20 protein-coding genes are annotated in these 25,103 nt (G+C 44.2%); 11 read left to right on the top strand and 9 right to left on the bottom strand.

Going from position 1 to position 25,103, the window contains the following annotated elements; genetic code table 11:
- Nucleotides 1–144 precede the first annotated feature (144 nt).
- Nucleotides 145–1,461, top strand: a complete 1,317-nt coding sequence (locus tag GGD38_RS07775; RefSeq protein ID WP_375298576.1) for a glycerate kinase — start codon at nucleotides 145–147, stop codon at nucleotides 1,459–1,461.
- 155 nt (nucleotides 1,462–1,616) lie between these two features.
- Here the strand turns inward: GGD38_RS07775 and GGD38_RS07770 are convergent, their stop codons facing one another.
- The 6 genes from GGD38_RS07770 to GGD38_RS07745 all read right to left on the bottom strand — a co-directional run bounded on the left by GGD38_RS07770 (nucleotide 1,617) and on the right by GGD38_RS07745 (nucleotide 7,974).
- A complete protein-coding gene (locus GGD38_RS07770) occupies nucleotides 1,617–2,483 on the bottom strand; it encodes an NAD(P)-dependent oxidoreductase (protein ID WP_375298577.1) in 867 nt (288 codons plus the stop codon).
- Nucleotides 2,484–2,557: 74 nt separating this feature from the next.
- Complete coding sequence (metG, locus tag GGD38_RS07765; RefSeq protein WP_375298578.1) at nucleotides 2,558–4,648, bottom strand: methionine--tRNA ligase; 2,091 nt, start codon at nucleotides 4,646–4,648, stop codon at nucleotides 2,558–2,560.
- Nucleotides 4,649–4,877: 229 nt separating this feature from the next.
- On the bottom strand, nucleotides 4,878–5,393 hold the full coding sequence (locus tag GGD38_RS07760; protein ID WP_375298579.1) for a hypothetical protein: 516 nt from the start codon (nucleotides 5,391–5,393) through the stop codon (nucleotides 4,878–4,880).
- A gap of 15 nt (nucleotides 5,394–5,408) precedes the next feature.
- Nucleotides 5,409–7,130, bottom strand: a complete 1,722-nt coding sequence (locus GGD38_RS07755) for a hypothetical protein (protein WP_375298580.1) — start codon at nucleotides 7,128–7,130, stop codon at nucleotides 5,409–5,411.
- A complete protein-coding gene (locus tag GGD38_RS07750) occupies nucleotides 7,120–7,677 on the bottom strand; it encodes an RNA polymerase sigma factor (protein WP_375298581.1) in 558 nt (185 codons plus the stop codon). Before GGD38_RS07750 ends, GGD38_RS07755 begins: the two co-directional genes overlap by 11 nt.
- Nucleotides 7,678–7,806: 129 nt before the next feature.
- Nucleotides 7,807–7,974 (bottom strand): hypothetical protein, encoded by a 168-nt coding sequence (locus GGD38_RS07745; RefSeq protein ID WP_375298582.1) that lies wholly within the window; start codon nucleotides 7,972–7,974, stop codon nucleotides 7,807–7,809.
- Between the two features lie 72 nt (nucleotides 7,975–8,046).
- Here GGD38_RS07745 and GGD38_RS07740 point away from each other — a divergent pair, with 72 nt between their 5' ends.
- The 5 genes from GGD38_RS07740 (at nucleotide 8,047) to GGD38_RS07720 (ending at nucleotide 14,622) form a co-directional block, all read left to right on the top strand.
- Nucleotides 8,047–9,069: an LD-carboxypeptidase gene (locus tag GGD38_RS07740; RefSeq protein ID WP_375298583.1), complete on the top strand. Its 1,023-nt coding sequence runs from the start codon at nucleotides 8,047–8,049 to the stop codon at nucleotides 9,067–9,069.
- Nucleotides 9,070–9,145: 76 nt separating this feature from the next.
- Complete coding sequence (locus GGD38_RS07735; protein ID WP_375298584.1) at nucleotides 9,146–10,054, top strand: LD-carboxypeptidase; 909 nt, start codon at nucleotides 9,146–9,148, stop codon at nucleotides 10,052–10,054.
- A gap of 207 nt (nucleotides 10,055–10,261) precedes the next feature.
- Entirely contained in the window at nucleotides 10,262–11,704 is a 1,443-nt protein-coding gene (locus tag GGD38_RS07730; protein ID WP_375298585.1) for a hypothetical protein, read from the top strand.
- 131 nt (nucleotides 11,705–11,835) lie between these two features.
- Nucleotides 11,836–13,278: a glycine-rich domain-containing protein gene (locus GGD38_RS07725; protein ID WP_375298586.1), complete on the top strand. Its 1,443-nt coding sequence runs from the start codon at nucleotides 11,836–11,838 to the stop codon at nucleotides 13,276–13,278.
- A 408-nt stretch (nucleotides 13,279–13,686) separates the two neighbouring features.
- On the top strand, nucleotides 13,687–14,622 hold the full coding sequence (locus GGD38_RS07720) for a LysR substrate-binding domain-containing protein (RefSeq protein WP_375298587.1): 936 nt from the start codon (nucleotides 13,687–13,689) through the stop codon (nucleotides 14,620–14,622).
- A gap of 157 nt (nucleotides 14,623–14,779) precedes the next feature.
- Here the strand turns inward: GGD38_RS07720 and GGD38_RS07715 are convergent, their stop codons facing one another.
- The 3 genes from GGD38_RS07715 to GGD38_RS07705 form a co-directional block, all read right to left on the bottom strand.
- Nucleotides 14,780–15,586 (bottom strand): alpha/beta hydrolase, encoded by an 807-nt coding sequence (locus GGD38_RS07715; protein ID WP_375298588.1) that lies wholly within the window; start codon nucleotides 15,584–15,586, stop codon nucleotides 14,780–14,782.
- A gap of 27 nt (nucleotides 15,587–15,613) precedes the next feature.
- Nucleotides 15,614–16,402 carry an alpha/beta hydrolase gene (locus GGD38_RS07710; RefSeq protein ID WP_375298589.1) on the bottom strand — a complete coding sequence of 263 codons (789 nt, stop codon included), beginning with the start codon at nucleotides 16,400–16,402 and terminating at the stop codon, nucleotides 15,614–15,616.
- Nucleotides 16,403–16,538: 136 nt separating this feature from the next.
- Nucleotides 16,539–18,530, bottom strand: coding sequence for a KUP/HAK/KT family potassium transporter (locus GGD38_RS07705; protein ID WP_375303713.1), 1,992 nt, complete (start codon nucleotides 18,528–18,530; stop codon nucleotides 16,539–16,541).
- 267 nt (nucleotides 18,531–18,797) lie between these two features.
- Here GGD38_RS07705 and GGD38_RS07700 point away from each other — a divergent pair, with 267 nt between their 5' ends.
- The 5 genes from GGD38_RS07700 (at nucleotide 18,798) to GGD38_RS07680 (ending at nucleotide 24,829) form a co-directional block, all read left to right on the top strand.
- Complete coding sequence (locus GGD38_RS07700) at nucleotides 18,798–20,348, top strand: hypothetical protein (protein ID WP_375298590.1); 1,551 nt, start codon at nucleotides 18,798–18,800, stop codon at nucleotides 20,346–20,348.
- Nucleotides 20,349–20,360: 12 nt separating this feature from the next.
- Entirely contained in the window at nucleotides 20,361–21,344 is a 984-nt protein-coding gene (locus GGD38_RS07695; protein ID WP_375298591.1) for a DUF6427 family protein, read from the top strand.
- Between the two features lie 208 nt (nucleotides 21,345–21,552).
- Complete coding sequence (purQ, locus tag GGD38_RS07690; RefSeq protein WP_375298592.1) at nucleotides 21,553–22,245, top strand: phosphoribosylformylglycinamidine synthase subunit PurQ; 693 nt, start codon at nucleotides 21,553–21,555, stop codon at nucleotides 22,243–22,245.
- Nucleotides 22,246–22,325: 80 nt separating this feature from the next.
- Nucleotides 22,326–22,778, top strand: coding sequence for a protein-disulfide reductase DsbD domain-containing protein (locus tag GGD38_RS07685; RefSeq protein ID WP_375298593.1), 453 nt, complete (start codon nucleotides 22,326–22,328; stop codon nucleotides 22,776–22,778).
- 92 nt (nucleotides 22,779–22,870) lie between these two features.
- Nucleotides 22,871–24,829, top strand: coding sequence for a protein-disulfide reductase DsbD family protein (locus GGD38_RS07680; RefSeq protein ID WP_375298594.1), 1,959 nt, complete (start codon nucleotides 22,871–22,873; stop codon nucleotides 24,827–24,829).
- Nucleotides 24,830–25,103: the final 274 nt, after the last annotated feature.

Genomic DNA, 25,103 nt, shown 5'->3' with positions numbered 1-25,103 from the left:
TTAGCTAAACAACTATTTTCAAAGATAGCATAAAATCCGGTTCTGCCAACAGCTTTTTATAAATTAGCTTGTTAATAGCTGCGTGGGTGAACGTCGAAAATGGTTGTAAGTAACTGGCTATCCGATAAAAAAATAGCATAACCAATGCGTAACGATGCGCTTAAAATATTTTCCGAGGCTGTGCGGGCGGTACAACCGCAATTTCTGTTGTCAAAGCATATGCGCTGGCAGCAAAACCAGTTACGCCTGGGCGAACAGCTTTTTGCTGAGCACGATATAAATAAGCTTTTTATTATAGGGGCGGGCAAGGCCAGTGCCGCTATGGCAAAGGAAGCGGAGCTGGTGTTGGGTAACCGTATTAATGGAGGGTTTATAGTTACCAAGTACGACCATGCCTTTGCATTAAAGACCATTGAATGTATTGAGGCGGGGCATCCGGTGCCCGATGAGAATAGTTTACTGGCTGGCCGCGAAACCATCAGGTTGTTGAAGAATGCCGGTGAAAAAGATGTGGTAGTGGCATTGATAAGTGGGGGCGCTTCTGCATTGCTGGTTGACTGCCCGCCCGGGGTATTGTTGCCCGAATTGCAAATTGTATTTAACAGGTTATTGCAAAGCGGCGCCACCATTGAAGAAATGAATACCGTGCGTAAGCATTTGTCGGCAGGCATAAAGGGTGGACAGTTGTTACGAACGGCATCGCCGGCAACCGTTATTAGTTTTATTTTAAGTGATGTTATTGGCGACCCGCTCAATATTATTGCCAGTGGGCCTACCGTGGCCGACCGTTCAACATTTGCCGGGGCCTGGGAAATAGTTCGCAAATATCAATTGACGGAGAAACTACCGGTAAGTATTATTCGATGGTTGCAACTGGGTTTAACAAAACAAATACCCGATACGCCAAAGCCCGGCGATCCTATTTTTGATAAAAGCCATAATTATCTTATAGGTACCAACCGTATTGCGTTGGAAGCAGCGGCTTCCATGGCCAGGGAATTACAGTACACGCCGGTTATTATAACCGATGCCTTACAGGGAGAAGCAAAAGAAAAAGCAAAGGAGCTGGTATTACAGGTACAGCAATACGAAGGTACACGGCCGGCCTGTTTATTACTGGGTGGCGAAACAACGGTGACCATTAACAACCCGGGCAAAGGCGGCCGTAACCAGGAGTTTGCCTTAGCTGCGTTGGTTGAATTACAAAAAGCATTTCCCAATAGTGAAAGTATGCCGGTATTATTAAGTGCGGGCACCGATGGTACCGATGGCCCTACCGATGCGGCCGGTGCAGTGGTTGATGCCGCGGTGATAAAATTAACGGCCCAACGGAAACTAATAGCTGAAGATTATCTTACGCAGAATGATTCTTACAACTTCTTTCACAAGGCCGGCGGGCATGTTATTACGGGACCTACGCATACAAATGTGATGGATATTGTTGTTGTGTTGCTTCCCTGACTTAACAGGCATTTAAATTGGCAATAGGCAATAAGCAATTGGCAAGGGAAAGCCAATTGGCAATATGCAATTGGCAAGGACTGTCGATATTCGGGCTTTCCCATTTAATCGCGAATCTCGTCTTTGCCCATTGCCTATTGTCCATTGCCTATTGATCAAAGATCAGCTGCCAGGGCAACGGCGCTCCAATCGAGACCCGGTTTCTTTTCGATCAGTTGTTGCATATGCTGTTGCAGCAGGCTGGCCAATGGCATGTTTTGTTGCACATGTTGCGCCTGCGATAATACCAGGTTCACATCTTTTAAACCAAGTTGCATACTGAATGCGGCGGGTGTAAACTGTTGGTTTACGATTATATTTCCGTAGTTGTTGTAAATAGGCGAGTTGAAAATGGTTTGAGAAAAGAACGACCACATCTTCTGTGTATCGATATTGCTTTTTGAGGCCATTGCTACGCTTTCGCCAATAGCTTCCAGGGCAGCAGCTATCATAAAGTTACCACACAGTTTAATGGTATTGGCGGCGGTAATGGCATCGCCAAAATCCCACACACCGGCGCCGCCTGCATCTTTTAATAACTGTTCAAACCGTTGGCGCAAGGTGGCTTCGCCCGATACTACAAAGTTGAGCTTACGGGCACGGGCAGCCTCTGGCCGGCCAAATACAGGCGACGCCAGGTAGTGCGAACCATTATCGGTATGTTGTTTTGACAATTCTTCGGCAGTAAGCGGCAGTATGGTGCTCATTGAAATATGAACGGCGCCCTTTTGCATATTTTGTATCAACCCATCGGGTCCTTCGCTTATGCTTTTTAATGCCTTGTCATCACTTACCATGGTAATAATGACATCGCAGGTAGTGGTTAATTCTTTAACAGTAGCTATGGCGGTAGCGCCTTTATCCGTAAGCGCTTTTGTTTTTGAAGCGGTACGGTTATAAACAAATAACTGATTTCCTTTTTCAATAATGTTTTCGGCAATAGGCGTACCCAGGTTGCCTAACCCAATAAATCCGATTTTCATAACTAGCGTTTTTTTAAATAAAAAAGGGGGGTCACCGTGGAAGGTGACCCCCCTTTACACCTTCATAAAATATATTAACTCACTGAAGAGCCATTGTCAATAGCATCGACCGGATTTACAAAATGCAGTTTACCTGTTTTGTCTTCGGCCATTAAGATCATACCATTGCTTTCAATACCTCGCATTTTGCGGGGCGCCAGGTTGGCTACCACCACTACCTGTTTGCCGGTAATGTCTTCGGGTTTAAAATGCTCGGCAATACCCGAAACAATAGTACGGGTCTCAAAACCTAAATCAACCTGCAGCTTCAACAGCTTGTCGGCCTTTGGTACTTTTTCAGCTGCAACAATGGTACCCACCCGCAGATCGAGTTTGGCAAAATCATCGTACACAATTTCTGCCTTCAGCGCATCTGGTTCTGCAGCTGCTTCTTCTGCCTTAGCGGCGGGTGCTGCTTCTGCTGGTTTTATCAAACCGGCTTTTAGTTTATCTACCTGTGCCTGTATCTCTGCATCTTCAATTTTGCGGAACAAAATCTCCGGCGCACGTAAACTATAACCAACGCTCAGCAATTTTGTTTTGCCGGCATTCTCCCATTCCAACATTTTATCAACCACCTTCATCATATGCAGCATTTTCTGGGCTGTATTAGGAAGGAATGGATTGATCATTATCGCCAGGTTGGCTGTTAGCTGTAAACTAATATGTATACAGTTATCGATCAGTTTTTGATTATCGGGATTTTCTGCAAGGGTATTGGCAACTTTCCATGGTTCTTTTTTCTGGAAGTACTTGTTGCCTTTATCGCTAAGCATGATAACCTCAAATAGTGCATCCCTGAATTTGAATTCCTCAAGCGCTGTTTCCACCTTTTGTTTGGCTATTTCAAATTCTGCCAGCATCTCTTTATCGGCTTCGTCCATTATATCGGTATGTAATGGGGGCACTTTACCGCCGCACAATTTGTGCATCAACACAAATGCGCGGTTTACAAAATTGCCGAATTTGTCAGCCAGCTCACCTTTAACCCTTGTTTGAAAATCTTTCCACGTAAAGTCATTGTCCTTTGTTTCCGGTGCGTTAGCGCACAATACATAACGCAACATATCTTCACAACCCGGAAAATCCTTTATATAATCATGTACCCAAACGGCCCAGTTACGGCTGGTTGATACTTTATCACCTTCAATATTCAGGAACTCGTTGGCCGGCACATTATCGGGCAGTACAAATCCGCCATGCGCTTTTAACATCGCCGGGAAAATAATACAATGGAATACGATATTGTCCTTGCCAATAAAGTGCACCAGTTTGGTATCTTCTTTACACCAGTAGTCGGCCCATTCTTCGGTAAGTTCTTTGGTGGCAGAAATATAACCAATGGGGGCGTCGAACCAAACGTACAATACTTTGCCTTCTGTGTTGGGCAAAGGTACTTTTACGCCCCAGCTGCTGTCGCGCGTCATGGCGCGGCTTTGCAGGCCACTGTCGAGCCAGCTTTTACACTGTCCATATACGTTGTTCTTCCATTCGGTATGGCCTTCCAGTATCCAGCCTTTCAGCCATTCTTCATAATTCTGCAAGGGAAAGTACCAGTGTTTGGTTTTCCGTTTTACCGGTATGGCATCGCTAAGGGTGCTGCGTGGGTTTATTAATTGCTCGGGACTAAGGGATGAACCGCATCTTTCGCACTGGTCGCCGTAGGCATTGGGATTGCTGCAAATAGGGCAGGTTCCGGTAATATACCTGTCGGCCAGGAACGTATTGGTTTTTTCGTCATAATACTGTTCCGTTTCCTTTTCTTCAAACAGGCCATCGTCGTACAGCTTTTTGAAAAAGGCAGCTGCCGTTTCGTGGTGTATTTGGTTTGAAGTGCGGGAATAGATATCGAAAGAAATTCCCATTTGATCAAAGCTCTCCTTGATCAGGGCATGGTATTTATCTACAATCTGTTGCGGACTAACGCCTTCTTTCATGGCGCGGATGGTAATGGGAACCCCATGTTCATCGCTGCCGCCAATAAATTTGATATCTCTCTTTTGCGCCCGTTGGTAACGCACGTAAATATCAGCTGGTAAATAGCAGCCTGCCAGGTGACCGATATGTACGGGACCATTGGCGTACGGCAGGGCCGCTGTTACTAAATAGCGCTTAAAATTGCTCATTTGTTAATCGTCTTTAGTTCTCTAATCGCCGTTCCTTGCGTCGCACTCTTGTACTGCATATCGCTATTCAGCCAGTGGAGGGACGAAAGGGTGGATTGCAAAAGTAACCATTCCGGGGCAGGCGGGAAAATGCAAAAAAGTCCCGCTTCCTGAGCGCTTGTCCAACTACTGGCGGATAGTCGGAAGCTCAGTAACGGGACGTATGGCTGGCGTGAAGGCGTACGGCTATTTAAAATGCGAGTTTGCGAGCACTATGATCGTATCGCGGGGGCAGCGATGTTCTCACTGGGTTTACCGGTTGCAGGGTAATACGGTAGGGTTTATCTGTGTCGTCGGCCTGGGCTACATCAAGCAATAATTCCTGTTTACCATTACTGAACACCAGGTTCACGTTGTTTTTATCGGTAAGGGTTTGCCTGAACTGAAAGCCATTGGCCGGTAACTGATTTACGAGGTTTGTGTAAAAAAATGGGTTAGCAGTTTCATAGATCAGTTTAATACCAATGATATCTTTTACCCGGTAAAGCTGGGCCACATTCGAAGCCTCCGGATGCGCATCCGTTTGAAAACCCCATATAAGCGAAGAACTTTCTTTGGGAAGGGAGTATCCTTTGGGGGCCAGCAGCTGGTTTATGGCTTCAACAGTTGGGGCTTCCTGTATCCGTTGCAACTCTCTCAGGTCTATATTCTGGGCAAAGCAGTGGCCGTAACCTGCCATCAGGCAGATCATCAATAATTTTTTCATGACTAAATGTTTAAGTTATTGTTGTTGAGGTGCGAAGAACGATTGTAGTTTTTGTTTGAATTGTTCGGGGGTAGTGGGTTCAAAAACCAGGTCTGTAACCGCTGACTTCGTAATGTTCAGTGAACGGAAGCACGACCATACAGTATCATCTTTAACGGTTACTATAACCAGTACAACAGCTTCGCCTTCGGGTACACGCTCATAACGGAGCTTATTACCGCTAACGTAATAGGATTGTAACACCGATCTGTACTTTGTAAATACGAGTTGTGAAAAACAGGTGTGTCCATCCTGGCCTTTGCCCAGGTCGGTTGTTAGGTTTATTTTGGGGCTAGCGTTGTTACTAAAAAAGTCGCAGTTGATCCAGCCCAAATCGGTAATGGCAAACCGGTAATGCTTCTGACGTTTTATGCGTTTCTCATGCTCAATAGAATCCTGTTTAAGCAGGAGGGCATAATACAGGCTGTCGTTCTTTGGCAGCAGCCGCATTTTAAATGCTTTGTGCAGATCTATTCGCACGGAGTCAATGATGCTCGATCTGTCGTCGAACGATGTGGGCTCCTGCGCTTTCTTCTTTCGTAATTTCTTTAGTTTTATTTCATCATAATAGGTGCCAAAGCGCTGCTTTAGTGCTGCTATCAAAGCCGATTTGGGAATATCTATCTGCGAGCTTACATAAAATTTTGCCGTGGTTTTTTTACCATAGTTTACTGAGGCGGGTTCTACCTTTTGCAGGTTCAACACCTGTACGGTACGGTTGTGGCCCTGAAACGTCAGCTCCTGAAACGCCCCTGCCGGTATCCAGTTGAGGGTTGTGTTATCTGTTTCGCTGGGTTGTTCAACACCTTTAAACAGCATCATCTTAGTATTGTAATCGTCAGTAGGCACACTAACGGCAACGGCGCTTTGCGGTGCTATCTTCACTTCTTTACCATCCTGTTCGGCACTTATATGCAACATGCCGCCCGTTACCAGTTGCTTATCGTTTGAGGTAGTGCTTAGTTTAGCTGCCAGTATATCCTCATATTTATAATATTCGTGTACAATTATTTTTACTTTGCCTTTTGCCACACCACTTTTGTTAATGAATGCGTGGGCGGGTATTGTCAATATGGTACCTTCTTTTGCCGTTATGGTATTATCGCGGTCGGCATCTATATAAAAAGCTTCTTCTTTCTTTTTTAACTGATCATAAAACAGGTTCAATAAAGTTTGTGCATTTGGCTTTGGGCCCTTTGTTTCAAATGTTTTACTATTGTTACCCAATTCGCTGTTATTATATTCTGCTGTTTGGGTTGAGGTTTCTTCGGCCCTGGTTATAGGTGGCGAAATAAGCGTCATGGCCGGTTCTGGAGGCGGCTTTTTTTGGCTTGTAGGCGTAACATGAACGGTTTTGTTTGTTGGTTGCGAAATGTGTGATAATGTATCGGGCATTGTAGCTGCTTTTGTTGGCGGGGCAACTACTGCTGACTGTTGTTTATTTGTTCTTGTTATAGCTTTTTTGTTCGACCGGTTTATTTTAATTGTAAGCAGTGCAATAATGGCAATGGTAAGCAATGCACCCAGGAACCTGCCTATCTGCTTTATAGTTCTATTATTAGTCGAAGCGCCGGGGCCGGGGTTTGCCAATTGTTTTTGCATTTGCTGCCAGTGTGCAGTTGCGTGCTGCTCATCGGCCCTAAACGCTTCTTCTTTCTGGCGAAAAAAATCATCAATATGTTGTTTGTCAGATTGCATTCGAGTAGATTTCTTTTTTCAACAGATTTTCCAGTTTGCCTTTTAATAACCGCCGTGCTTCGTTCAGGTGCCATTTTGAAGTACCGGCCGAAATACCAAGTGTTTGCCCTATTTCTTCGTGTTTATAACCGTCCAGCACAAACAGGTTAAACACCAGTGCGGTATTGCGCGGCAGTTCCTGTAGCAGGCTAATAACATCATTTGCCGATAGGCGGTTATAAATATCAGGCTCCAGCGAAACGGTGGCATCTTCTACCTGTTCAATTGGGCAATGGGTGAATTTTGCCTGCCGCCGGCAATGATCTATGCAGGTATTTACAACTATCCGCCGAACCCAGCCCATAAAATCGCCGCGGCCCTCAAATTGCTGCAGTGTTTTAAACACCTTCAGCATGGCTTCGTTGTAAATGGCGGCTGCTTCATCCAAATCGCGGGCATACCGTATACACAACTTCATCATACCGGCATAGCATGTCCGGTACAACTCCTCCTGGCTTTGCGGTTTTTGCTGTTTACAACCATCTATGATCTTGTTCCAGTGTAACAAATGGAGAAGGGTTTAAAAAACTTGTGATGAATTATTTGGCTTACGCAACCGTGCACGTTATCAGCGACTCTATACTATTGACGAAGCGTAGGTTTGAAAAGGTTGGGAAAAATGAAGATTTATTATGGTTTACCAAAGCAGCAGACAGATGATGAGCCAAACGGCAACAAAAAAAGCAATGAACATGATCTCGTTGTTATACTCCCTGCCGGTCTTTTTGCGAAAAAGTACCTGGAAAAGGATATAACCACCAAACGCAAAGGCCATTAAAAATGCAATTACAACCCTGACTGCCATAAAAATAAAAGTAGTTTTTTTATGTATTGGCTGAAAAAACTTTACGGTATATTTAAAAATCATATTTAATACATGAACCGTAAGCATTTCCTGTTCTCGTTCCTAACTGCCGCATTACCTTTTCCTGGTTTCAGCGCCCCGGCCGGTAATAGTGAAGATGAATCACCGGCGCCTATTCTGCCCCGGTATCTGAAACCCGGCGATACCATTGGTATAACCTGCCCGGCAGGTTTTATAACCCTGCCCGAAATACAACCGGCCATGGTGCAAATGGTAGAGTGGGGGTTCAATATAAAAGTGGGCGATACCGTAGGCAAAAAAGACTTTACGTTTGGTGGTACCGATGAAGAACGGGCGCGCGATTTTCAGCAAATGATCGACGATCCCCAGGTAAAAGCCATTATGTGCGCCCGCGGGGGTTATGGGTTTGTTCGCATTATTGATAAATTGAATTTCACTAAACTGCAAACCCACCCCAAATGGATCATTGGTTTTAGTGATATCACTGTTTTGCATTGCCACCTCAACCGTAATTATGGCATCGCTTCTATACATTCAAAAATGTGCAACAGTTTTCCCGACGACTGGAATAAAGCTGAACCTATTCAAATAGAGACCATTCTCTCAATAAAACAGGCCCTTACCGGACCAAAAATGAAATATACGGCGCCGGTAAACCCACTTAACAAAACAGGCAAGGCAGAAGGCGTGCTCATTGGCGGCAACCTGAAAATAATTGAAACGCTGGCCGGCACAAAGAGCGACCTGCGCACTACCAACAAAATACTGTTTGTAGAAGATACCGGTGAATACCTGTACAGCATCGACCGTATGTTCTGGAACCTGAAACGAACCGGAAAGCTTGAAAAACTGGCCGGTTTAATAATAGGCGGATTTAAAATTAAACCCGATGACCCCGGCGAAGAGTTTGGCCGGTCGGTGCAGGAAATTGTACTGGATAGGGTTAAGGAATATAAATATCCGGTTTGCTTCGATTTTCCCGTTGGGCATCAACGAAATAATTATGCATTAAAATGCGGCGTAATACACAAACTGTCTGTTTCTAATGAAGATGTAACACTGCGGGAAATTTAAAGGTTATAAGGTTTCCTTAATTTTGGGTATTCGTTGTAATAAATCAGGTATTGGGCACTACAAATAATAAGTAATAATGGTAAAAATTCCTCCCTATTTACAACCAGGTAACACCATTGCATTGGTTTGTCCTTCGGGATATATGGCAATAGAGAAAGCGCAAACGTGTATCGATGTTTTACAGCAATGGGGTTATAAGGTAAAAGTAGGTACAACTGTAGGCAGTCATTCTACCAATTATTTCTCAGGCACCGATGAAGAACGATTGGTAAATTTTCAACAGATTCTCGACGATGATGAGGTGCAGGCCCTATTGTGCGCCCGTGGCGGATATGGTTTAACACGCATTATTGATTTTATAAACTTCAGGAAGTTTAAAAAACAACCCAAATGGGTTATAGGGTTTAGCGATATAACGGTGCTGCATTCGCATATTTACAGCAATTACAATATTGCCACTTTGCATTCACCCATGGCTGGTGCGTTTAATGATGGTGGATCTGATAATGAATATGTGCAATCGCTGAAACATGTATTGGCAGGCAAACGCATTAAATACGAATGCGCTACCCATGAGTTCAATAAAAAAGGCGAGGCTGTTGGTGAACTGGTAGGCGGTAACCTGGCTATGCTGGCGCATATGGTGGGCACCGAATCGGACCTTAAAACAAAAGGAAAGATCCTGTTTCTGGAAGATGTAGGCGAATACCTGTATAATATCGACCGCATGATGCGGCAGTTAAAAAGAAGTGGTAAACTTAATAAACTGGCCGGTTTAATAATCGGAGGTTTTAGCGATACAAAAGATACGGAGCGCCCATTTGGACAAACCGCTTATGAAATAATCAGGGATGTAGTAAAGGAGTATGATTACCCGGTTTGTTTTGGCTTTCCCGTTAGTCATGAGAAAGAGAATTATGCGTTGATGGTAGGGCAGGGGTATAAATTGAAAGTGGGGAAGTCTAAGGTTAGTTTGGAGGAGTAGTTGACGAGTTAACAGGTTAACGAGGATTTACTCTGTGCGGTAGATTGAGTAATGGTTGAAAGGTTGATAGAGTTGAAAGGTGATAGAGGCGCTCTGTGCAGCAGCTTGATTAACAGTTAACAGGTAGCGCGTAGCTGTATTCGCCTTTGGCTTTAGGCCTTCGGCTTTGGGTTTCAGCGGCTGTTTTCACCATTCACCATTCACCATATGAACCTAAATGAGCACCTGATCCTTTGGAACAAAATTCAACAATTTGCGTTTGATGAACCGAACGCTGAAATAACCTTTTCAAAAAAACTGGCCAGTCAGCAGAAATGGTCGGCTTCGTATACCCAACGGGTTATAGAAGAATACCGCCGGTTTATTTTTTTATGTTGTATTTCACCCAACGGTGCTGCGCCCTCAAAAGCAGTTGACGAAGCCTGGCACCTGCACTTAACCTACACCAGATCATACTGGGACGCATTTTGTAAGAATACACTTGGCAAAGACATTCACCATTACCCTTCAGGCGGCGGCGAACAGGAAGATCACAAACATTTAAATTGGTACAATGAAACGTTAAGCCTGTACCAATCGGTATTTGGCGAACAACCACCGGCAGATATTTGGCCACGGCCGGCAAAACAAACAGCCGCATCATTGTGGGAGCATGTACGGCCTTACCTGCTTATTAGCAAAGGAACATTACTGGCTATCGTACTGTTATTATTGCTTCCGTTTGGCATTACTTATCTTATCACCGGTATAGCATCGCCATACTTATTAAATGGCCCGCTGTTCTTACAATACTATGCAATATTGTGCATCACTGCTTTAATTGCATTTTACCTGTACCGGAACGATAAGATAATGCGTATGGGTAATATCGTGAACGTATGGCCGCTCAATAATGCAAACATTTTTCAACTTACGCATTTAGTACATGGAAAAGAGCGGGCAATACAAACCTGCCTGTTGGATCTTTATAGAAGGGGTATAGTTTCAGTTGACGATAAAAGAAGAATATTAATACACCGAAGCAACTATCTGGCGCCGGAGAAGGAAGAGAATCCCTTTGTTCCGGCATTGTTGGCCGAGGCCGATGGAAGCTCAGTTCCTTATAGCTTTATTGCCGATACCTGGTATAAGCGGCAATTGTTTGAGCATTCAGGTATAGGGCAATTGCAATATTTTAATAATTATAAAGAAACGTGGCTTCAAAAGAATTGGGTTTTACTCATCGTATTTCTTATAGGGCTTGCAAGGATAATTCAGGGTGTCATAAATAGCCGTCCTGTTGGTTTTCTTATTTTGGAAATAATAGGTTTTATCATATTATCCATGGTGATGAGCTCTTATTTAACTACAGCCAATGTTATAAAAAATAAATTACAACAATTATTGGTTTATAAAGCTGGTGGTAAACAGTTGTATGCCGATGATATAGTGAATGATTATGCAGTAAATGGAAAGCGTGTACTGGAATGGTTGCCTGCCACCCTTATGCTGGCGCCAATGATCGCCTTGTTTCCTGCGCTACCGGTAAAACCGGCAGGGAGAACCATTTGGGGTGGCGGCGGTTATACCTGCAGCGGTAGTAGTGGCGGCGGTGGTGGTAGCAGCGTTGGTGGAGGTGGCGGCTGCGGTGGTTGTGGAGGAAATAATTAGTTCCACAAACGTTCCATATCAGAGTTTCACGGGAAATTAAATGTTCCACCGGGCTTAACAATTTGGTAATACATGTTTCCTTGTACGTTTGGTTAACTCCGTTATAACTTTATGTAACCAAAGACAGAAATATGAAAGTAGAAGAACACAGAAGCCTTTGGAGTGCAATTCAACAATTTCCCCTCAATGACCCGAAAGCAGAAATTACTTTCTCCCGAAAGTTATCTGCAAAACAAAACTGGTCACCTTCCTACACTGAACAGGTTATTGAGGAATACCGGAAATTTCTTTTCTTATGTTGTATCTCTCCAAATGGCGCATCGCCCTCACAGGCTGTAGACGAAGCCTGGCACTTACACCTTACTTACACACAATCTTATTGGATCGAGCTGTGTAAGAACACACTAAACAAAGATATTCACCACCATCCATCCCGGGGAGGAGATGAAGAAGATCACAAACACCGCGATTGGTATGCCGATACACTGGTGTTATACCAATCAGTTTTTGAATCACCACCGCCCATTGAAATATGGCCACCACCAAAAAACATTGACCCCCCTGTTGAAGAACCGGTTCCGGTCATACGAAATGCTGTAAAACTCTTCATTGTTCTTGCGTTACTGTTTCCCTTCTTTCTCATTTATTTCAAATACGGCGTTGCCTTTCCCTTCTCACTTAAAGGTCCGCAATTCTTAGTTTTTCTTCCGGTGCTTACAGTATGTAGTCTTCTTTGTTACATGCTCATTCAAAACGAAAAGGTTAAACACTTTCCTGCACTTGCAAACAACTGGTTCCCCCAGGAAGCCACTGCGTTTGAGACCGCTCAATTCCTGTACGGAAGAAAACGGTTTATACAAACAGCGATCATTGACCTTATGCGGCGAAACTTATTGGTGCTAACCACCGATAAAATGTTCATGCTGTACCCCGACCGCTACATAAAACCTGATAATGAACAGAACCCGCTGATACCTTGCTTCTTAAAGGAAGGACGCAGTTGTGTTACTTACGAAAGCATTATGGAGAACTGGGGTAAAGATGTACGTGATGTGTTCACCAGTTTAGAACGGTTGCATGAACTGGCAAACCGTAAAGAACGGTTCTTTAAGAAATACAACTTTCTTATTATTCCGGTAGCAATAGGCATTGCGCGGTTCATGCAGGGCGTGGCAAACCACAAACCGGTAAACTACCTTTTCCTTGAAATGATGGCTTTGCTGTTCATTAGTTCAATGATCGCAAAAGCGCTTTCACGAACAACAGCCATGTACAAAAGAGTTAGGGAAACCGCCAGCACCAGGCACCGGTACGGCTGGTTATACGAAGACCAGGTAGTGGCTGATTTTGTTATGAGAGGAAATGAGGCCTTAACCGGTTATGCCGAAGGAGCATCGCTCATAGGTTTATTTGGATTGCTTCCCTTTACTGACCGCGTTTCTGAAACCGTGCATAATTTTCTTAAAGAAGCTGGCAATGGTAGTGGCTCGGGCGGGGGATGCGGTAGCGGGTGTAGTGGTGGGGGAAGTTGTGGTGGAGGGTGCGGTGGTGGTTGTGGTGGGTGTGGTTCTTAGTTTTTAGTTTTTAGTTCTTAGTTTTTAGTTCACAGTTTATAGTTATTGAGTTGTTCAGTTGTTCAGTTTGTTAGTTATGGTTTCCAGGGGCAGGATTCGCACTAATTGCAGCCAGCCAATTGTAGCAAGGCCCAAAATTCGCGAGTTATTGCCGATTGCCGATCGCCGATTGCCGTTTCACGTTTGCCGTTTTACGAAGCTCTCCGCTTCGTATTTTGTTTTTTATAGAGGTCTCATTCACCACTCACCACTCACCAAAAATGCCACCCCCCTGCGATCAGGAACCGGTGGCATACTTTAACCTAAACTATAATTTACTCCTGTGACCTGTATTGGAATACAAAACTTCGATATTTTTGGCGATAAATCAAATTGATTAATTTTATAGATCAATAGACAAAAACTATTATGACCTTTGTTCAATTAGAATATGTAGTGGCTGTTGACACATACCGGCATTTTGCAACTGCCGCCGAACATTGCTTTGTTACCCAGCCTACACTGAGTATGCAGGTGCAAAAGCTCGAAGAAGAATTGGGTGTTAAAATATTCGATCGCAGCAAACAGCCCGTAGTGCCTACTGAAATTGGGGTGGAGATCATAGAGCAGGGCCGCCGCATTTTATCGGAAAAGAATGTGATCAACGAACTGGTTCAAACCAAAAAGGGCATTTTAACCGGTGAGCTGCGCATTGGCATCATTCCAACCCTGGCACCTTACCTGTTGCCCTTGTTCATTCAAAGCTTTTACAAAAAATACCCGCATATAAAACTGGTGGTGCAGGAACTGATGACCGAATACATTGTTACGCGGTTACGGGAAGGGCGTATAGATGTAGGTATTCTTGTAACGCCGTTACAGGAAAATGGCATCAAAGAGCATGTATTGTTCTATGAAGAGTTGCTGGCTTATGTTTCGCGTAAAAATGCAGCCTATAAAAAGACCTACGTGCTGGCCCAAGATATAGACCCCGAAAAATTATGGCTTATGGAAGAAGGGCATTGCTTTCGTTCGCAAATTGTAAACCTGTGCGAGCTGCGCCGGGCAAGTGAAATGGGAACCCACTTTGAATATGAAGCGGGAAGTATTGAAACCCTGCGCCGCATGGTTGAAATAAACGATGGCATTACTATTTTGCCCGAACTCACCACACTCGATATGAGCGCACGTCAGCTACAGCTTATAAGGCATTTTAAAAAGCCGGCCCCCATGCGGGAAGTAAGTATTGTAGTGCACCGCGATTTTGTAAAAAAACGCCTTATTGAAGCGCTGAAAGAAGAAATTATTGCGGCGATACCGGATAAGATAAAGTTGAATAAGGATTTGAACGTTGTTCCCATATAGAGGATTGTTTTTAGATAATAGTTGTGAGAAGTAAGAAGTACGAGGTAAGACGTAAGAAATACGAGGCGCTGTCGCGCCCATTATTTTGCGTTTCAAAGTTAGTTCACTTCATACCTCTTACTTCATACCTCCTACTTCAGTTACTTAGATCACAGTACTATCTTAACAAAGAATCCAGCTTACTTTGATACTCAGGGAACGTAGTCAAATCATTATGCTTCCCGCCTTCTATAGTAACATACTCATCAGTTGCTTTCAAGTACTGCTTCAACCTTTTTGAATTACGGTAGGGAATGGTGTTATCGCTTGAGCCATGGAAAATAACTACCGGGTTGGTAACCTCCTGCAGGTATTGGTGGGTTGGCAGTTTGAATTTGATCATCTTATTAAGCGGATAGATCGGTAACCAGCTGCCTATTATCGATGGAAAACTATAATACGGCGCTTCCAGTATCAGCGCTTTACAGTCGCGAACAGTGGCCAGTTGGGCGGCTATGCCGGTACCCATTGATTTACCATAAATAATAATGCTGTCCTTTCTGTAATGGGCCTGCGCAAGTTTGTAAAATATCAGCGCCCAATCGTACAACCGTTGTTCGGTAAAATCACCGGTGCTTTTGCCAAAGCCGGGGTAATCGATCATCCATACATCGTAGCCACGGTTAATGAAATCGGGCGCAGCTTTAGCGTAATGAAGAATATTCTCCTTATTGCCATGAAAATACAATACCACGCCTTTGGGTTGCGGTGCTTTGGCGGCAAATTGAATAATATTGATATTCGATTTCTTGGTATACGGGATGTTCACCTCTTTAAACGCCCAGGGGAAAGTGTATTGCGAATGTTCGGCTAAAGGCTGCGGATGAAAAAGCACTTTATCCTGTCCGTAATAAATAGCAATGCCTATTAAACAGTATACCAGTATAAAAACTTTGAGCCAGCGAAAGAGGATCTTTTTCGTCATAGAAAATGCAAGTTAGCTATAGCAGCTTTAATACTTAAGAATATCTCTTACAAAATTGTGGTACTCAGGAAAACTAGGTAAGTTATTATGTCGGCCCCCAATTATGCGAATAAGGGTGATCTTATTGGGATTGATCTTTTGCAGTCTTTCGCTGTGTTTTATGGGTATCAGGCGGTCGCGGGTGCCGTGAATAATGTAGGTGTGGCAGTTTACATGGCGTATCCATTTATCAGTACGCAAATGGTAACGTAAAACCCAGCGAATGGGCAATATGGGCAGAAAGCGTTCTACAACAATGCGAAAGTTATAATAGGGCGAGTCGAGTATAAGGTAGCGGGGTTTGTTATCACTGGCTATTTTGGCTGCAAAGCCGCTGCCGATACTGCGCCCGTAAACAATAATGTGGTGCTCGGGGTATTTTCCGGTCAATACATTATAAACGAATTGCATATCGTTCAGCATATCCTTTTCGCTGCGTTTGCCGGTGCTTTTGCCAAAACCCCGGTAGTCTACCAGTACCACATCATAATCGTAACGGTAAAAATCACGGGCATACTTAGCCCAGCCTTTAATACTGCGGGTATTGCCATGAAAATAAAGGATCAGTCCCTTGGGTGCCTGGCGGTAGAAGTGTAAACCATTGATGCGCACCCCCGGTGAAATATCGAAGAACAATTCATTAAAAGGGATATCATATTTGAACTGAAAATCGGCCGGCAGCTTTTCCGGTTTGAAAATAAATCTATCCTGAATGAAGTACACTGCTACAAACAGGAGCAGCAGGCTGCCGATAATATACCACACGAAAGTTGGCAATCAATTAGTTTTTAGTTCTTAGTTTTCAGTTCATAGTTCACTGTTCACTGAAGTTACTGAACTTTTAGGTGGTTCGCGAATAATCGCGAGTCCCAAAATTCGCACCAACTAAGAACCATAAACCATAAACTATGAACTAATAAACATGTTCATCATCATGAAACACCCGTTTCAAATTTAAATTAGGAACAGGCGCTACAATGAGCGGGAATTTTTCGATGGTCACGTTGCTCACATCGAGGCCAAAACCGCGTTCTTCCGACAGGCTGTATTCCTTTACCATAAAATACAAACGCATGATCATCTTTTCGAAGAATGGCAGCTCAATATCCTGGCTCAGGTATTTTTCCATTACAATGAATTGGAAATCGCCCACCACATTATTCCGTTCAAGACTTTCGTAGCGGCTGGTAATATTCACCTCTTTATTGGCCACCAGGTCGGTCACCACTTTACGGAACATCAGGTTGATCTTGGGTTCCATTCTAAATCCTAACCTGAACTCAACCCGAATGATGTCGTTGGGAATGATGTGCTCTACCGTATACTCGCATGTATAAGGATCGTCGAGGGTATCAACGTGTACAAACCAATAGATATCGGCCCTTTTGGGCTTTTTATTGAGGATGGAATAAATGATCTTATGCTCAATTTCCTTGGGGTTATTGGCGCTGGTAAGGTATACCAGGTGGGTAGCGTACTTGGGTACGGTTTTGTCGTTACTCAATTCCTGGATCTGTGGTATATAATGTTCTAACCGAACAAATTCCACATAACGGTTCTTGATCTTACGGGCGCGGTACCAGATATACATTACAAAGAACAGGCCGCCGCCAACCAGCAGGGTAACAAAACCTCCGTGCGGGAATTTTTCGAGGTTCGCAAACAGGAACGACAGTTCTATGGTGAGGTATACGATCAGGAACAGGTATATCCAAATGGGTTTTGCCCGGCGCGACACCAAAAAGTTGGCAAACAAAATAGTGGTGGCTATCATACACATGGTGATGGCCATACCATAAGCCGCCTCCATATTGGTGGCTTTCTTAAAGTATAGTACCATGCCCACACAACCCACAAATAACAACATATTAATGCCGGGAATATATAACTGTCCCCTTTCTTCGGTGGGATAGTTAATTTTCAGCTTGGGCCACAGGTTCAGCCGCATGGCTTCACTAATAAGGGTAAACGATCCGCTGATGAGGGCCTGGCTGGCAATGATGGCTGCAGCAGTGGCAATCACAATGCCGGGGAGTACAAACCACTCGGGCATGATCTTAAAGAAGGGGTTGAACCCTTTTATGTCGATCATATACTGGGTAATTGTCTGGCCTTTATAATTTGCCAGCAGAAATGCGCCCTGACCCAGATAGTTTATTATAAGGCAGGCTTTTACAAAGATCCACGAATACCTGATGTTCTCGCGGCCGCAGTGGCCCAGGTCGCTGTACAGGGCTTCGGCCCCGGTAGTACAAAGAAATACGGCACCCAACAGCCAGAACCCTTTAGGATAGTTGGCTAACAGGTCTATGGCGTAATATGGGCTGAAGGCTTTAAAAATGTGCAGGTCATCTAACAGGTGCGTAGCCCCCAGCACCGCCAGCATACAAAACCAGCAGAACATAATAGGGCCAAACATTTTGCCTATGGAAGCAGTGCCAAACTGCTGCAGGAAGAACAGTACGCTGATGATGCCAATAACAATATAAACGATGGTGCTATCTTCAATTCGGCCAATTCCCTCAATGTTGCGTAAACCCTCAATGGCCGAGGTAACGGAGATGGGCGGCGTGATCATACCATCGGCTAACAGGGCAGCGCCCCCCAGCATGGCAGGTATCACCAACCATCTTCTTTGCCGCCTTACCAGTGCGTATAACGAAAAAATGCCCCCTTCACCGCGGTTATCCGCTTTTAAGGTAAGCACTACGTATTTTAAGGTGGTTTGCAGGGTGAGTGTCCAGATGATGCAGCTCAAAGAGCCCAGTACCAATCTTTCATCAATTATCCGGCCCTTGGTGATCGCATTCAGAACGTATAATGGAGAAGTTCCAATGTCGCCATAAATAATTCCTAACGCAATGAGTAAGGTAGCAACGGTAACTTTGTTTGTTGTTTTGCCCACGGTAGTGTCGCTTATCCCCGTTATCAAAGGGTTTTTAATAAAAATAATAGCACCCCGGGTTTTCAAGCCGGGGCGCCCGGTACAAAGGTATACGTAAAAAAATTAATTCCCGGCCAATTTATATTTCCAAATGGTTAGGGCGACGAATTTTATGCACTTTTGGTTGTCTGTGAATCAATAAAAAAGGAATGCTTAAATTTATTACGAAAGTTTGGGCAGCCGTTTAACAATCAGTAATTTGAGCATATAACCATGCATCGCAGCACCATGATGAAACAAGGTAAAAAAATAGGGCAACAATTGCTGCTGGTAGTATTGTTGCTGGGAGCTTTTTCACTTGCCAGTACCGCACAAAGGATCACTTATTCTTTGGCTGAACGTGAAGACAGCCGCCGTACCGATTTTGAAATAATTGGTAAAATAGGCAGCAATATTCTCGTTTTTAAAAATAACCGCAACGAAAACGCCATCAGCGTTTACAATAACGACATGAAGCTGGTGGAACGCGTAAAGTTGGAATACGTAGACGACCGCTGGATCAATGTTGATTTTGTGCCGTATGCCGACCACGTTTGGATGATCTACCAGTTCCAGCGCCGCAGCATTGTTTATTGCATGGGGGTAAAGCTCGATGCCAATGCCAAACGAATGAGCGAGCCCCTTGAGCTCGATACTACCCGCATAGGCTGGGCCGCCAGTAACAAACTGTACAGCACCATCTATAGCGACGACAAGCAAAAGATCATGGTGTTCAAGATCAATAACAAGAACCCCAAGAATTTCCTGTTCACCACGCTGCTGTTTAACGCCAATATGGAGTTACAGAATAAACACCATATGAGCATTGCCATGGAAGAGCGGAACGACTATTTTACCGATTTCCTGCTCGATAACGATGGCGATATGGTGTTTGGCAAATTCATGCGAAAGAACGGGAGCGATTACATTAGTAACCTTGAACTGATAACCAAAAAGGCGGGGGAAGACAGGTTCACTATTCGCGATGTGAACAAGAAAGACGACCGGGTGCTCGATGAAGTAAAGATCAAAGTTGATAATACCAACCGCCGTTATCTTTTCTCGGCTTTGTACTATAAACAAAAACGTGGCAATGTTGAAGGGCTGTACTCCGTAATTTGGGATAAAGCCGCCGATTCGGTCATAAAAGAAATGATGCTGGCCTTTAACGAAGACCTGCGCAAACAGGCCAAGGGGCCCGATGCCAACCTGAAGATCGCCTTTAACGACTATTTTATCAGCGATATCATTATAAAAAGGGATGGCGGTTATATACTAACGGCCGAGTCGATGTATACTACATCGCGCGGCGGAACGTTTAATAGGTGGGATTACCTGTATTGGAACAATCCCTGGTCGTCGCCGCTCGATTATAGTTACTGGTCGCCCTACTATAGTCCCTGGCGTTCGCCCTGGAACCGGTACGGCGGTTCTTCCGCAACCCGTTATCATGCCGAGAACATAATGGTGCTTTCGTTCGATAAGGATGAAACCCTGCAGTGGAGCAATGTGATCTCAAAAACGCAGTTCGACGACGAAACCGATGCATTGGTATCACATTCGCTGATGATAACCGGGGGAGAGTTGCATTTTTTATTTAATTTGTACGAGCGCAGGACCTTGTTACTAAATGACCACAGCATAGCGGCCGATGGTAAAGTTACCAGGCACCCAACATTGAAGAACCTCGACAGAGGCGTTGAGTTTATGCCGAGGTTGGGTAAGCAGGTAAGTGGTGGTTCCATGATCGTTCCCTGTCAATACAGGAACTATCTTACTTTCGCCAAAATTGAATTTTAAATTACTGTTTGAGTGACAGGAATATTCAAGCAAAAAACCTCCAGTAATATCATCGTATTACTGGTATATGGTTTAATTCTTAAGTTTAATCTACTTCTGCACCCTGCCGGTCCGTTACAGCAACCGGAAGACCATTTTCTATACAACTGGCTGATCAGTTTTTTAAAGCCGCTCAACATTCATCCGGTGTTGTACGTGCTGTTCTCCTTCCTGCTTTTATACAGTCAGGCATTGCTTTTCAATCGCATTTGCAACGAGCAAAAGTTATTGCCCAGGCCCAACTACCTGCCGGCCATGGCGCATATGCTTACCACCTCATTGTTTATTGAGTGGAACTATTTTTCGGCGCCCCTGTTGGCCAACACCTTTCTTATTTGGGTCTTTTACCGCATGACCACCCTGCCCACTATTCAACGACCCGCCGGGGCCATTTTTAGTATTGGGGTGCTAATGGGCATAGTTACCTTATTATACCGCCCGGCCGTTGTGTTTGTGGCACTGGTATTATTGGCATTGTTTATAATGCGGCCATTCCGCCTGAAGGAGTGGGCCATTAATTTGCTGGGTATTACCATGCCGTATTATTTTCTGGCTCTGGTGCTATACCTGAGCAATGCATGGGACTGGAATAAAATAAAGCCGGTATTCAGCATCAGCCTGCCGGCAATACCCTCATCGGTATATACTACCATCAGTATTATTTTGTTAGTAGTTCCCTTTATGATTGGGGGGTATTTTGTACAGGCCAACCTGAACAAGATGTACATTCATGTACGTAAAAGCTGGAGCCTGCTGTTGCTGTACCTTATAATGGCCATGCTAATTATTATGGCCGATGGGGGCAGCAATTATGTAAGCTGGATGCTTTGTTCGGTGCCCATTACCGCCTTTCATGCCGCCATGTATTTTTATATCGGCTCCCGCCGGGTTACCACCATTATACATTGGGTGGTGTTTGGGTGGGCGATCTATCTTAACTACTTTCTACATACTTGATTGATAAATCCTACTTATAGGATTGCGTTTCAGGTTACAGGTTTCAGGTTTCAAGGGTTTTCCCGGTACCTGGTAACCGGCAACCGGTAACTTGCATTTGCATTTCCCTGCAACCTGTAACCTGCAACAGCTCCTTCGTGCCAAGAGGCTCGGGGGTAACCAGAAAACATACTATCTTTGCGGTTCATTTTACAATAAATATTCTCAGATGAAATTTGGTGTTGTAGTTTTCCCCGGCTCCAATTGCGATCGCGATATGCAGGATGCCTTGCAAAATGATCTTAATCAGGAAGTTATAATGCTTTGGCATAAAGAAAAAGACCTCAGCATGTTCTCAACCGAGGATTGCATTGTACTGCCCGGCGGTTTCTCTTATGGCGATTACCTGCGTACCGGCGCTGTTGCCCGGTTCAGCCCCATTATGCAAAGTGTGATTGAGTTTGCCCAAAAAGGCGGCAAGGTGCTGGGAGTTTGTAATGGCTTTCAAATATTATGTGAAGCGCATTTATTGCCCGGCGCTTTATTACGTAATGCCAATCAACAATTTATTTGCAAAAATGTACACATAAAAGGTTTGGGCAGCGATAAAGCACTGAAAATACCCATTGCACATGGCGAAGGCAGGTATTTTGCCGACGAAGCAACCCTTAACAAGCTGGAAGCTAATAACCAGATTATATATCGTTATTGCAACGAAAATGGCGAAATAAACGCCCAGGCTAACCCTAATGGCGCTACCCGCAATATTGCCGGTATTCGTAATGAACAGGGCAATGTGTTTGGTATGATGCCACACCCCGAAAGAGCTACCAACAACTCATTGGGCAATACCGACGGACGCATTGTGTTACAGGCATTGTTTGCGGGTATCAATGCAGCTATCCCTGAAAAAGCGCTTTAATAAATATTTAGAATATTATTAAGTTTCTTTTTTAGACTTTTGGAACAGGTAAACTGTTTTAATAAGTAAACAAAAACAACATGAAGGTAACTCTGCTCTCCATTTTGGTGACCCTGATCAGTGCCGTAACCATGGCGCAATCGAGCAATGAAGTAAAATGGGCGTTTTCATCAAAGAAAATTGCCGACAAAACATACGAAGTTCAAATGACGGCCACTGTAAACGGCGGCTGGCATATTTACTCCCAGAAGGTAGGGGTTGACGGTCCTATTCCAACCTCATTTACATTCTCAAAAAACCCATTGGTAGTGCTGGACGGAACAGTTAATGAACAAGGTAAAGTGATCAGCAAGAATGAAGAAGTATGGGGTGGGGTAGTGAAGTATTACGAGAACAAGGTTGTGTTTGTGCAAAAAGTAAAGATCAAAGGCGGAAAAACAAAGCTGGCGGGTAAAGTGGAGTACATGGTGTGTAACGACGAAAAATGTTTACCCCCTGCCGAAACAGAATTTAGCGTAGCAATAGGCGGTTAATGTATTACGATACAATAAATAATTAATTGGTATGAACGGGTTCTTGTTAATAAGAACTCGTTTGTTTTTTACATAAACCAGGAACGCATTTTATGAAACATTTTCTATGGAGTTTGATAGCGCTTTGCTGTTTCAGCTCCACCGTGGTTAAGGCCCAGGACTCAACTGCTTACAAATGGGAAGTAGCCGGTAAAAGAATTCAGGATAAGGTATATGAATTAACCTTCTCTACCCCCGGTAACAACAAATGGCAGTTATATGGCGCCAATGAAGCAATAGCCGATGTGCCCAGTGTTGAGCTGGCATTTGGCGATTCTTCAATTGAAATAAAAAAGCCATTTAAGGAGTCGGGTAATAGTGTTGCATTTAAGAACCCGCTTTTTGATAACGCTTCTTTTAAAGTGTATGAAGGGCCCGCTACGTTCACCATTACGGTACAATTCAGCGGCACCGTACCCGCCAACCTGTTAGGTACTTTTCGGTATACCTATGGTAAGGGCGATGAGTTCTATTCGCTCAACGATCATCCCTTCTCTATTGCGTTAGAAGGCGGTGTGGCATCTACTACAAAGATCAAGGTTGAAAGCTTTGACCTCAAGAATCCCATAAGCCCCTGTGGCGATGAAGATACCGGTGGTAAAAGTTTGCTTAGCATTTTCTTTCTGGGTATGCTGGGCGGCTTTATAGCATTGTTTACGCCCTGCGTATTTCCATTGATCCCTTTAACCGTTTCATTCTTTACCAAACAAAGCCAGGACAGAAAAAAAGGAGTGACCAATGCTGTTATCTACGGCTTGTTTATTTTCCTGATCTATATATTACTGAGCACACCGTTTCATTTGGTTGATGGGGTACAGCCTGAGATCCTCAATAACATCAGCACAAATATCTGGCTGAACATTGTGTTCTTCCTCATCTTCGTGTTCTTTGCCATTTCATTCTTCGGTTATTTTGAAATTGGTTTGCCAAGCGGGCTGGCCAATAAGATCGATTCTAAATCGGGTATGAGCAGTATGGGCGGTATCTTTTTTATGGCCCTTACACTGGCAATTGTTTCGTTCTCCTGCACTGGGCCTATACTTGGTTCTTTATTGGTTGGAACCGCGGGTGAAGGCGCCTGGCCGTTAACGGTTGGGCTGGCTGGTTTTGGTTTGGCCCTGGCCTTACCATTTGCGTTATTTGCCATGTTCCCCGGCTGGTTGCAATCATTACCAAAATCGGGCGGTTGGCTTACCAGCGTTAAGGTAGTGCTGGGTTTCCTGGAACTGGCTATGGCGGTAAAGTTTTTGTCGAATGCCGACCTGGTAAAACAATGGGGCTTTTTGAAAAGAGAGGTATTTCTGGGCATATGGGTAGTGATTGGTATTTTGATCGTATTATACCTGTTAGGTAAGATCAGGTTCCCGCACGACAGCCCCGTTAAAAAGTTCAGCAAAACAAGGATCGCGTTTATAGTGCTTTTTGCTTCGGCAACCCTGTATATTATACCCGGCCTCACCAATACTCACAGCGCTAACCTGGGCCTTATCAGCGGCTTTCCGCCACCACTTTGTTATAGCCTGTATAGTAACCCTATAAACTGTGAAAAAGGCATTGAGCCCCTACGGAACGATTATGAAGAAGCGCTGGCGCGTGCTAAAAAAGAGGGCAAACCGGTGTTGATTGACTTTACCGGCTGGGCTTGTGTAAACTGCCGCCGAATGGAAGAGAATGTATGGCCCAATGAAAAGGTAAGCGAGTTGATAAAGGATAAATTCATTATTGTATCGCTGTATGTTGATGAAAAGCGGGCCCTGCCTGCCGCGCAACAGGTTAATTTTACTACCAAAACCGGGGCGCAAAAAAAGATCATAACGGTAGGTGATAAATGGGCTACTTTTCAATCGGAGAACTTCGATGCTGTGGCGCAACCTCAGTATGCTATAATTAGTCCCGATGAAAAAGTGCTTACCAAAACAAAGGGTTATACCCCCAGCGCCAATGAATTTGCGCAATGGTTGGAATGTGGTGTAGATGCTTATAAAAAAGGCACGCAAACAGCAGCCAAATAGGCGAATTCAGTTATTCATTTAACTACTTCTTATATGCAAACCTCCCAATCAATGGGAGGTTTGTTGTTTTTATATGTAATTAACATACTAAAAAAGAAAACACCCCGCTCAGCCTGAGTGGGGTGTTTAATTAGGCGTCATTCTGTTCCAGCCTTCCGGCAAGCAAGCAATTCAGGAAAATGGGCCCGGATGGAGGGCCAGAATGACAATATTTTTACTTTCTCAAATCGTTATCTCGTCAAAATTAAGCAGCTTATTCCGTTCCCTTTTCAGA

Source organism: Niastella sp. OAS944, from assembly GCA_024809215.1.
Classification (GTDB): domain Bacteria; phylum Bacteroidota; class Bacteroidia; order Chitinophagales; family Chitinophagaceae; genus Niastella.
The sequence above is the reverse complement of the archived record's forward strand: the minus strand, read 5'-3'. Positions and strand labels throughout refer to the sequence as shown.

Coding starts and splice junctions, on each gene's coding strand:
- GGD38_RS07740 (WP_375298583.1), top strand. CDS start 8,047: ATGAACCGTAAGCATTTCCTGTTCTCGTTCCTAACTGCCGCATTACCT.
- GGD38_RS07725 (WP_375298586.1), top strand. CDS start 11,836: ATGAAAGTAGAAGAACACAGAAGCCTTTGGAGTGCAATTCAACAATTT.
- GGD38_RS07680 (WP_375298594.1), top strand. CDS start 22,871: ATGAAACATTTTCTATGGAGTTTGATAGCGCTTTGCTGTTTCAGCTCC.
- GGD38_RS07700 (WP_375298590.1), top strand. CDS start 18,798: ATGATGAAACAAGGTAAAAAAATAGGGCAACAATTGCTGCTGGTAGTA.
- GGD38_RS07775 (WP_375298576.1), top strand. CDS start 145: ATGCGTAACGATGCGCTTAAAATATTTTCCGAGGCTGTGCGGGCGGTA.
- GGD38_RS07760 (WP_375298579.1), bottom strand. CDS start 5,393: ATGAAAAAATTATTGATGATCTGCCTGATGGCAGGTTACGGCCACTGC.
- GGD38_RS07745 (WP_375298582.1), bottom strand. CDS start 7,974: ATGGCAGTCAGGGTTGTAATTGCATTTTTAATGGCCTTTGCGTTTGGT.
- metG (WP_375298578.1), bottom strand. CDS start 4,648: ATGAGCAATTTTAAGCGCTATTTAGTAACAGCGGCCCTGCCGTACGCC.
- GGD38_RS07730 (WP_375298585.1), top strand. CDS start 10,262: ATGAACCTAAATGAGCACCTGATCCTTTGGAACAAAATTCAACAATTT.
- GGD38_RS07735 (WP_375298584.1), top strand. CDS start 9,146: ATGGTAAAAATTCCTCCCTATTTACAACCAGGTAACACCATTGCATTG.
- GGD38_RS07755 (WP_375298580.1), bottom strand. CDS start 7,130: ATGCAATCTGACAAACAACATATTGATGATTTTTTTCGCCAGAAAGAA.
- GGD38_RS07720 (WP_375298587.1), top strand. CDS start 13,687: ATGACCTTTGTTCAATTAGAATATGTAGTGGCTGTTGACACATACCGG.
- GGD38_RS07715 (WP_375298588.1), bottom strand. CDS start 15,586: ATGACGAAAAAGATCCTCTTTCGCTGGCTCAAAGTTTTTATACTGGTA.
- GGD38_RS07770 (WP_375298577.1), bottom strand. CDS start 2,483: ATGAAAATCGGATTTATTGGGTTAGGCAACCTGGGTACGCCTATTGCC.
- purQ (WP_375298592.1), top strand. CDS start 21,553: ATGAAATTTGGTGTTGTAGTTTTCCCCGGCTCCAATTGCGATCGCGAT.
- GGD38_RS07685 (WP_375298593.1), top strand. CDS start 22,326: ATGAAGGTAACTCTGCTCTCCATTTTGGTGACCCTGATCAGTGCCGTA.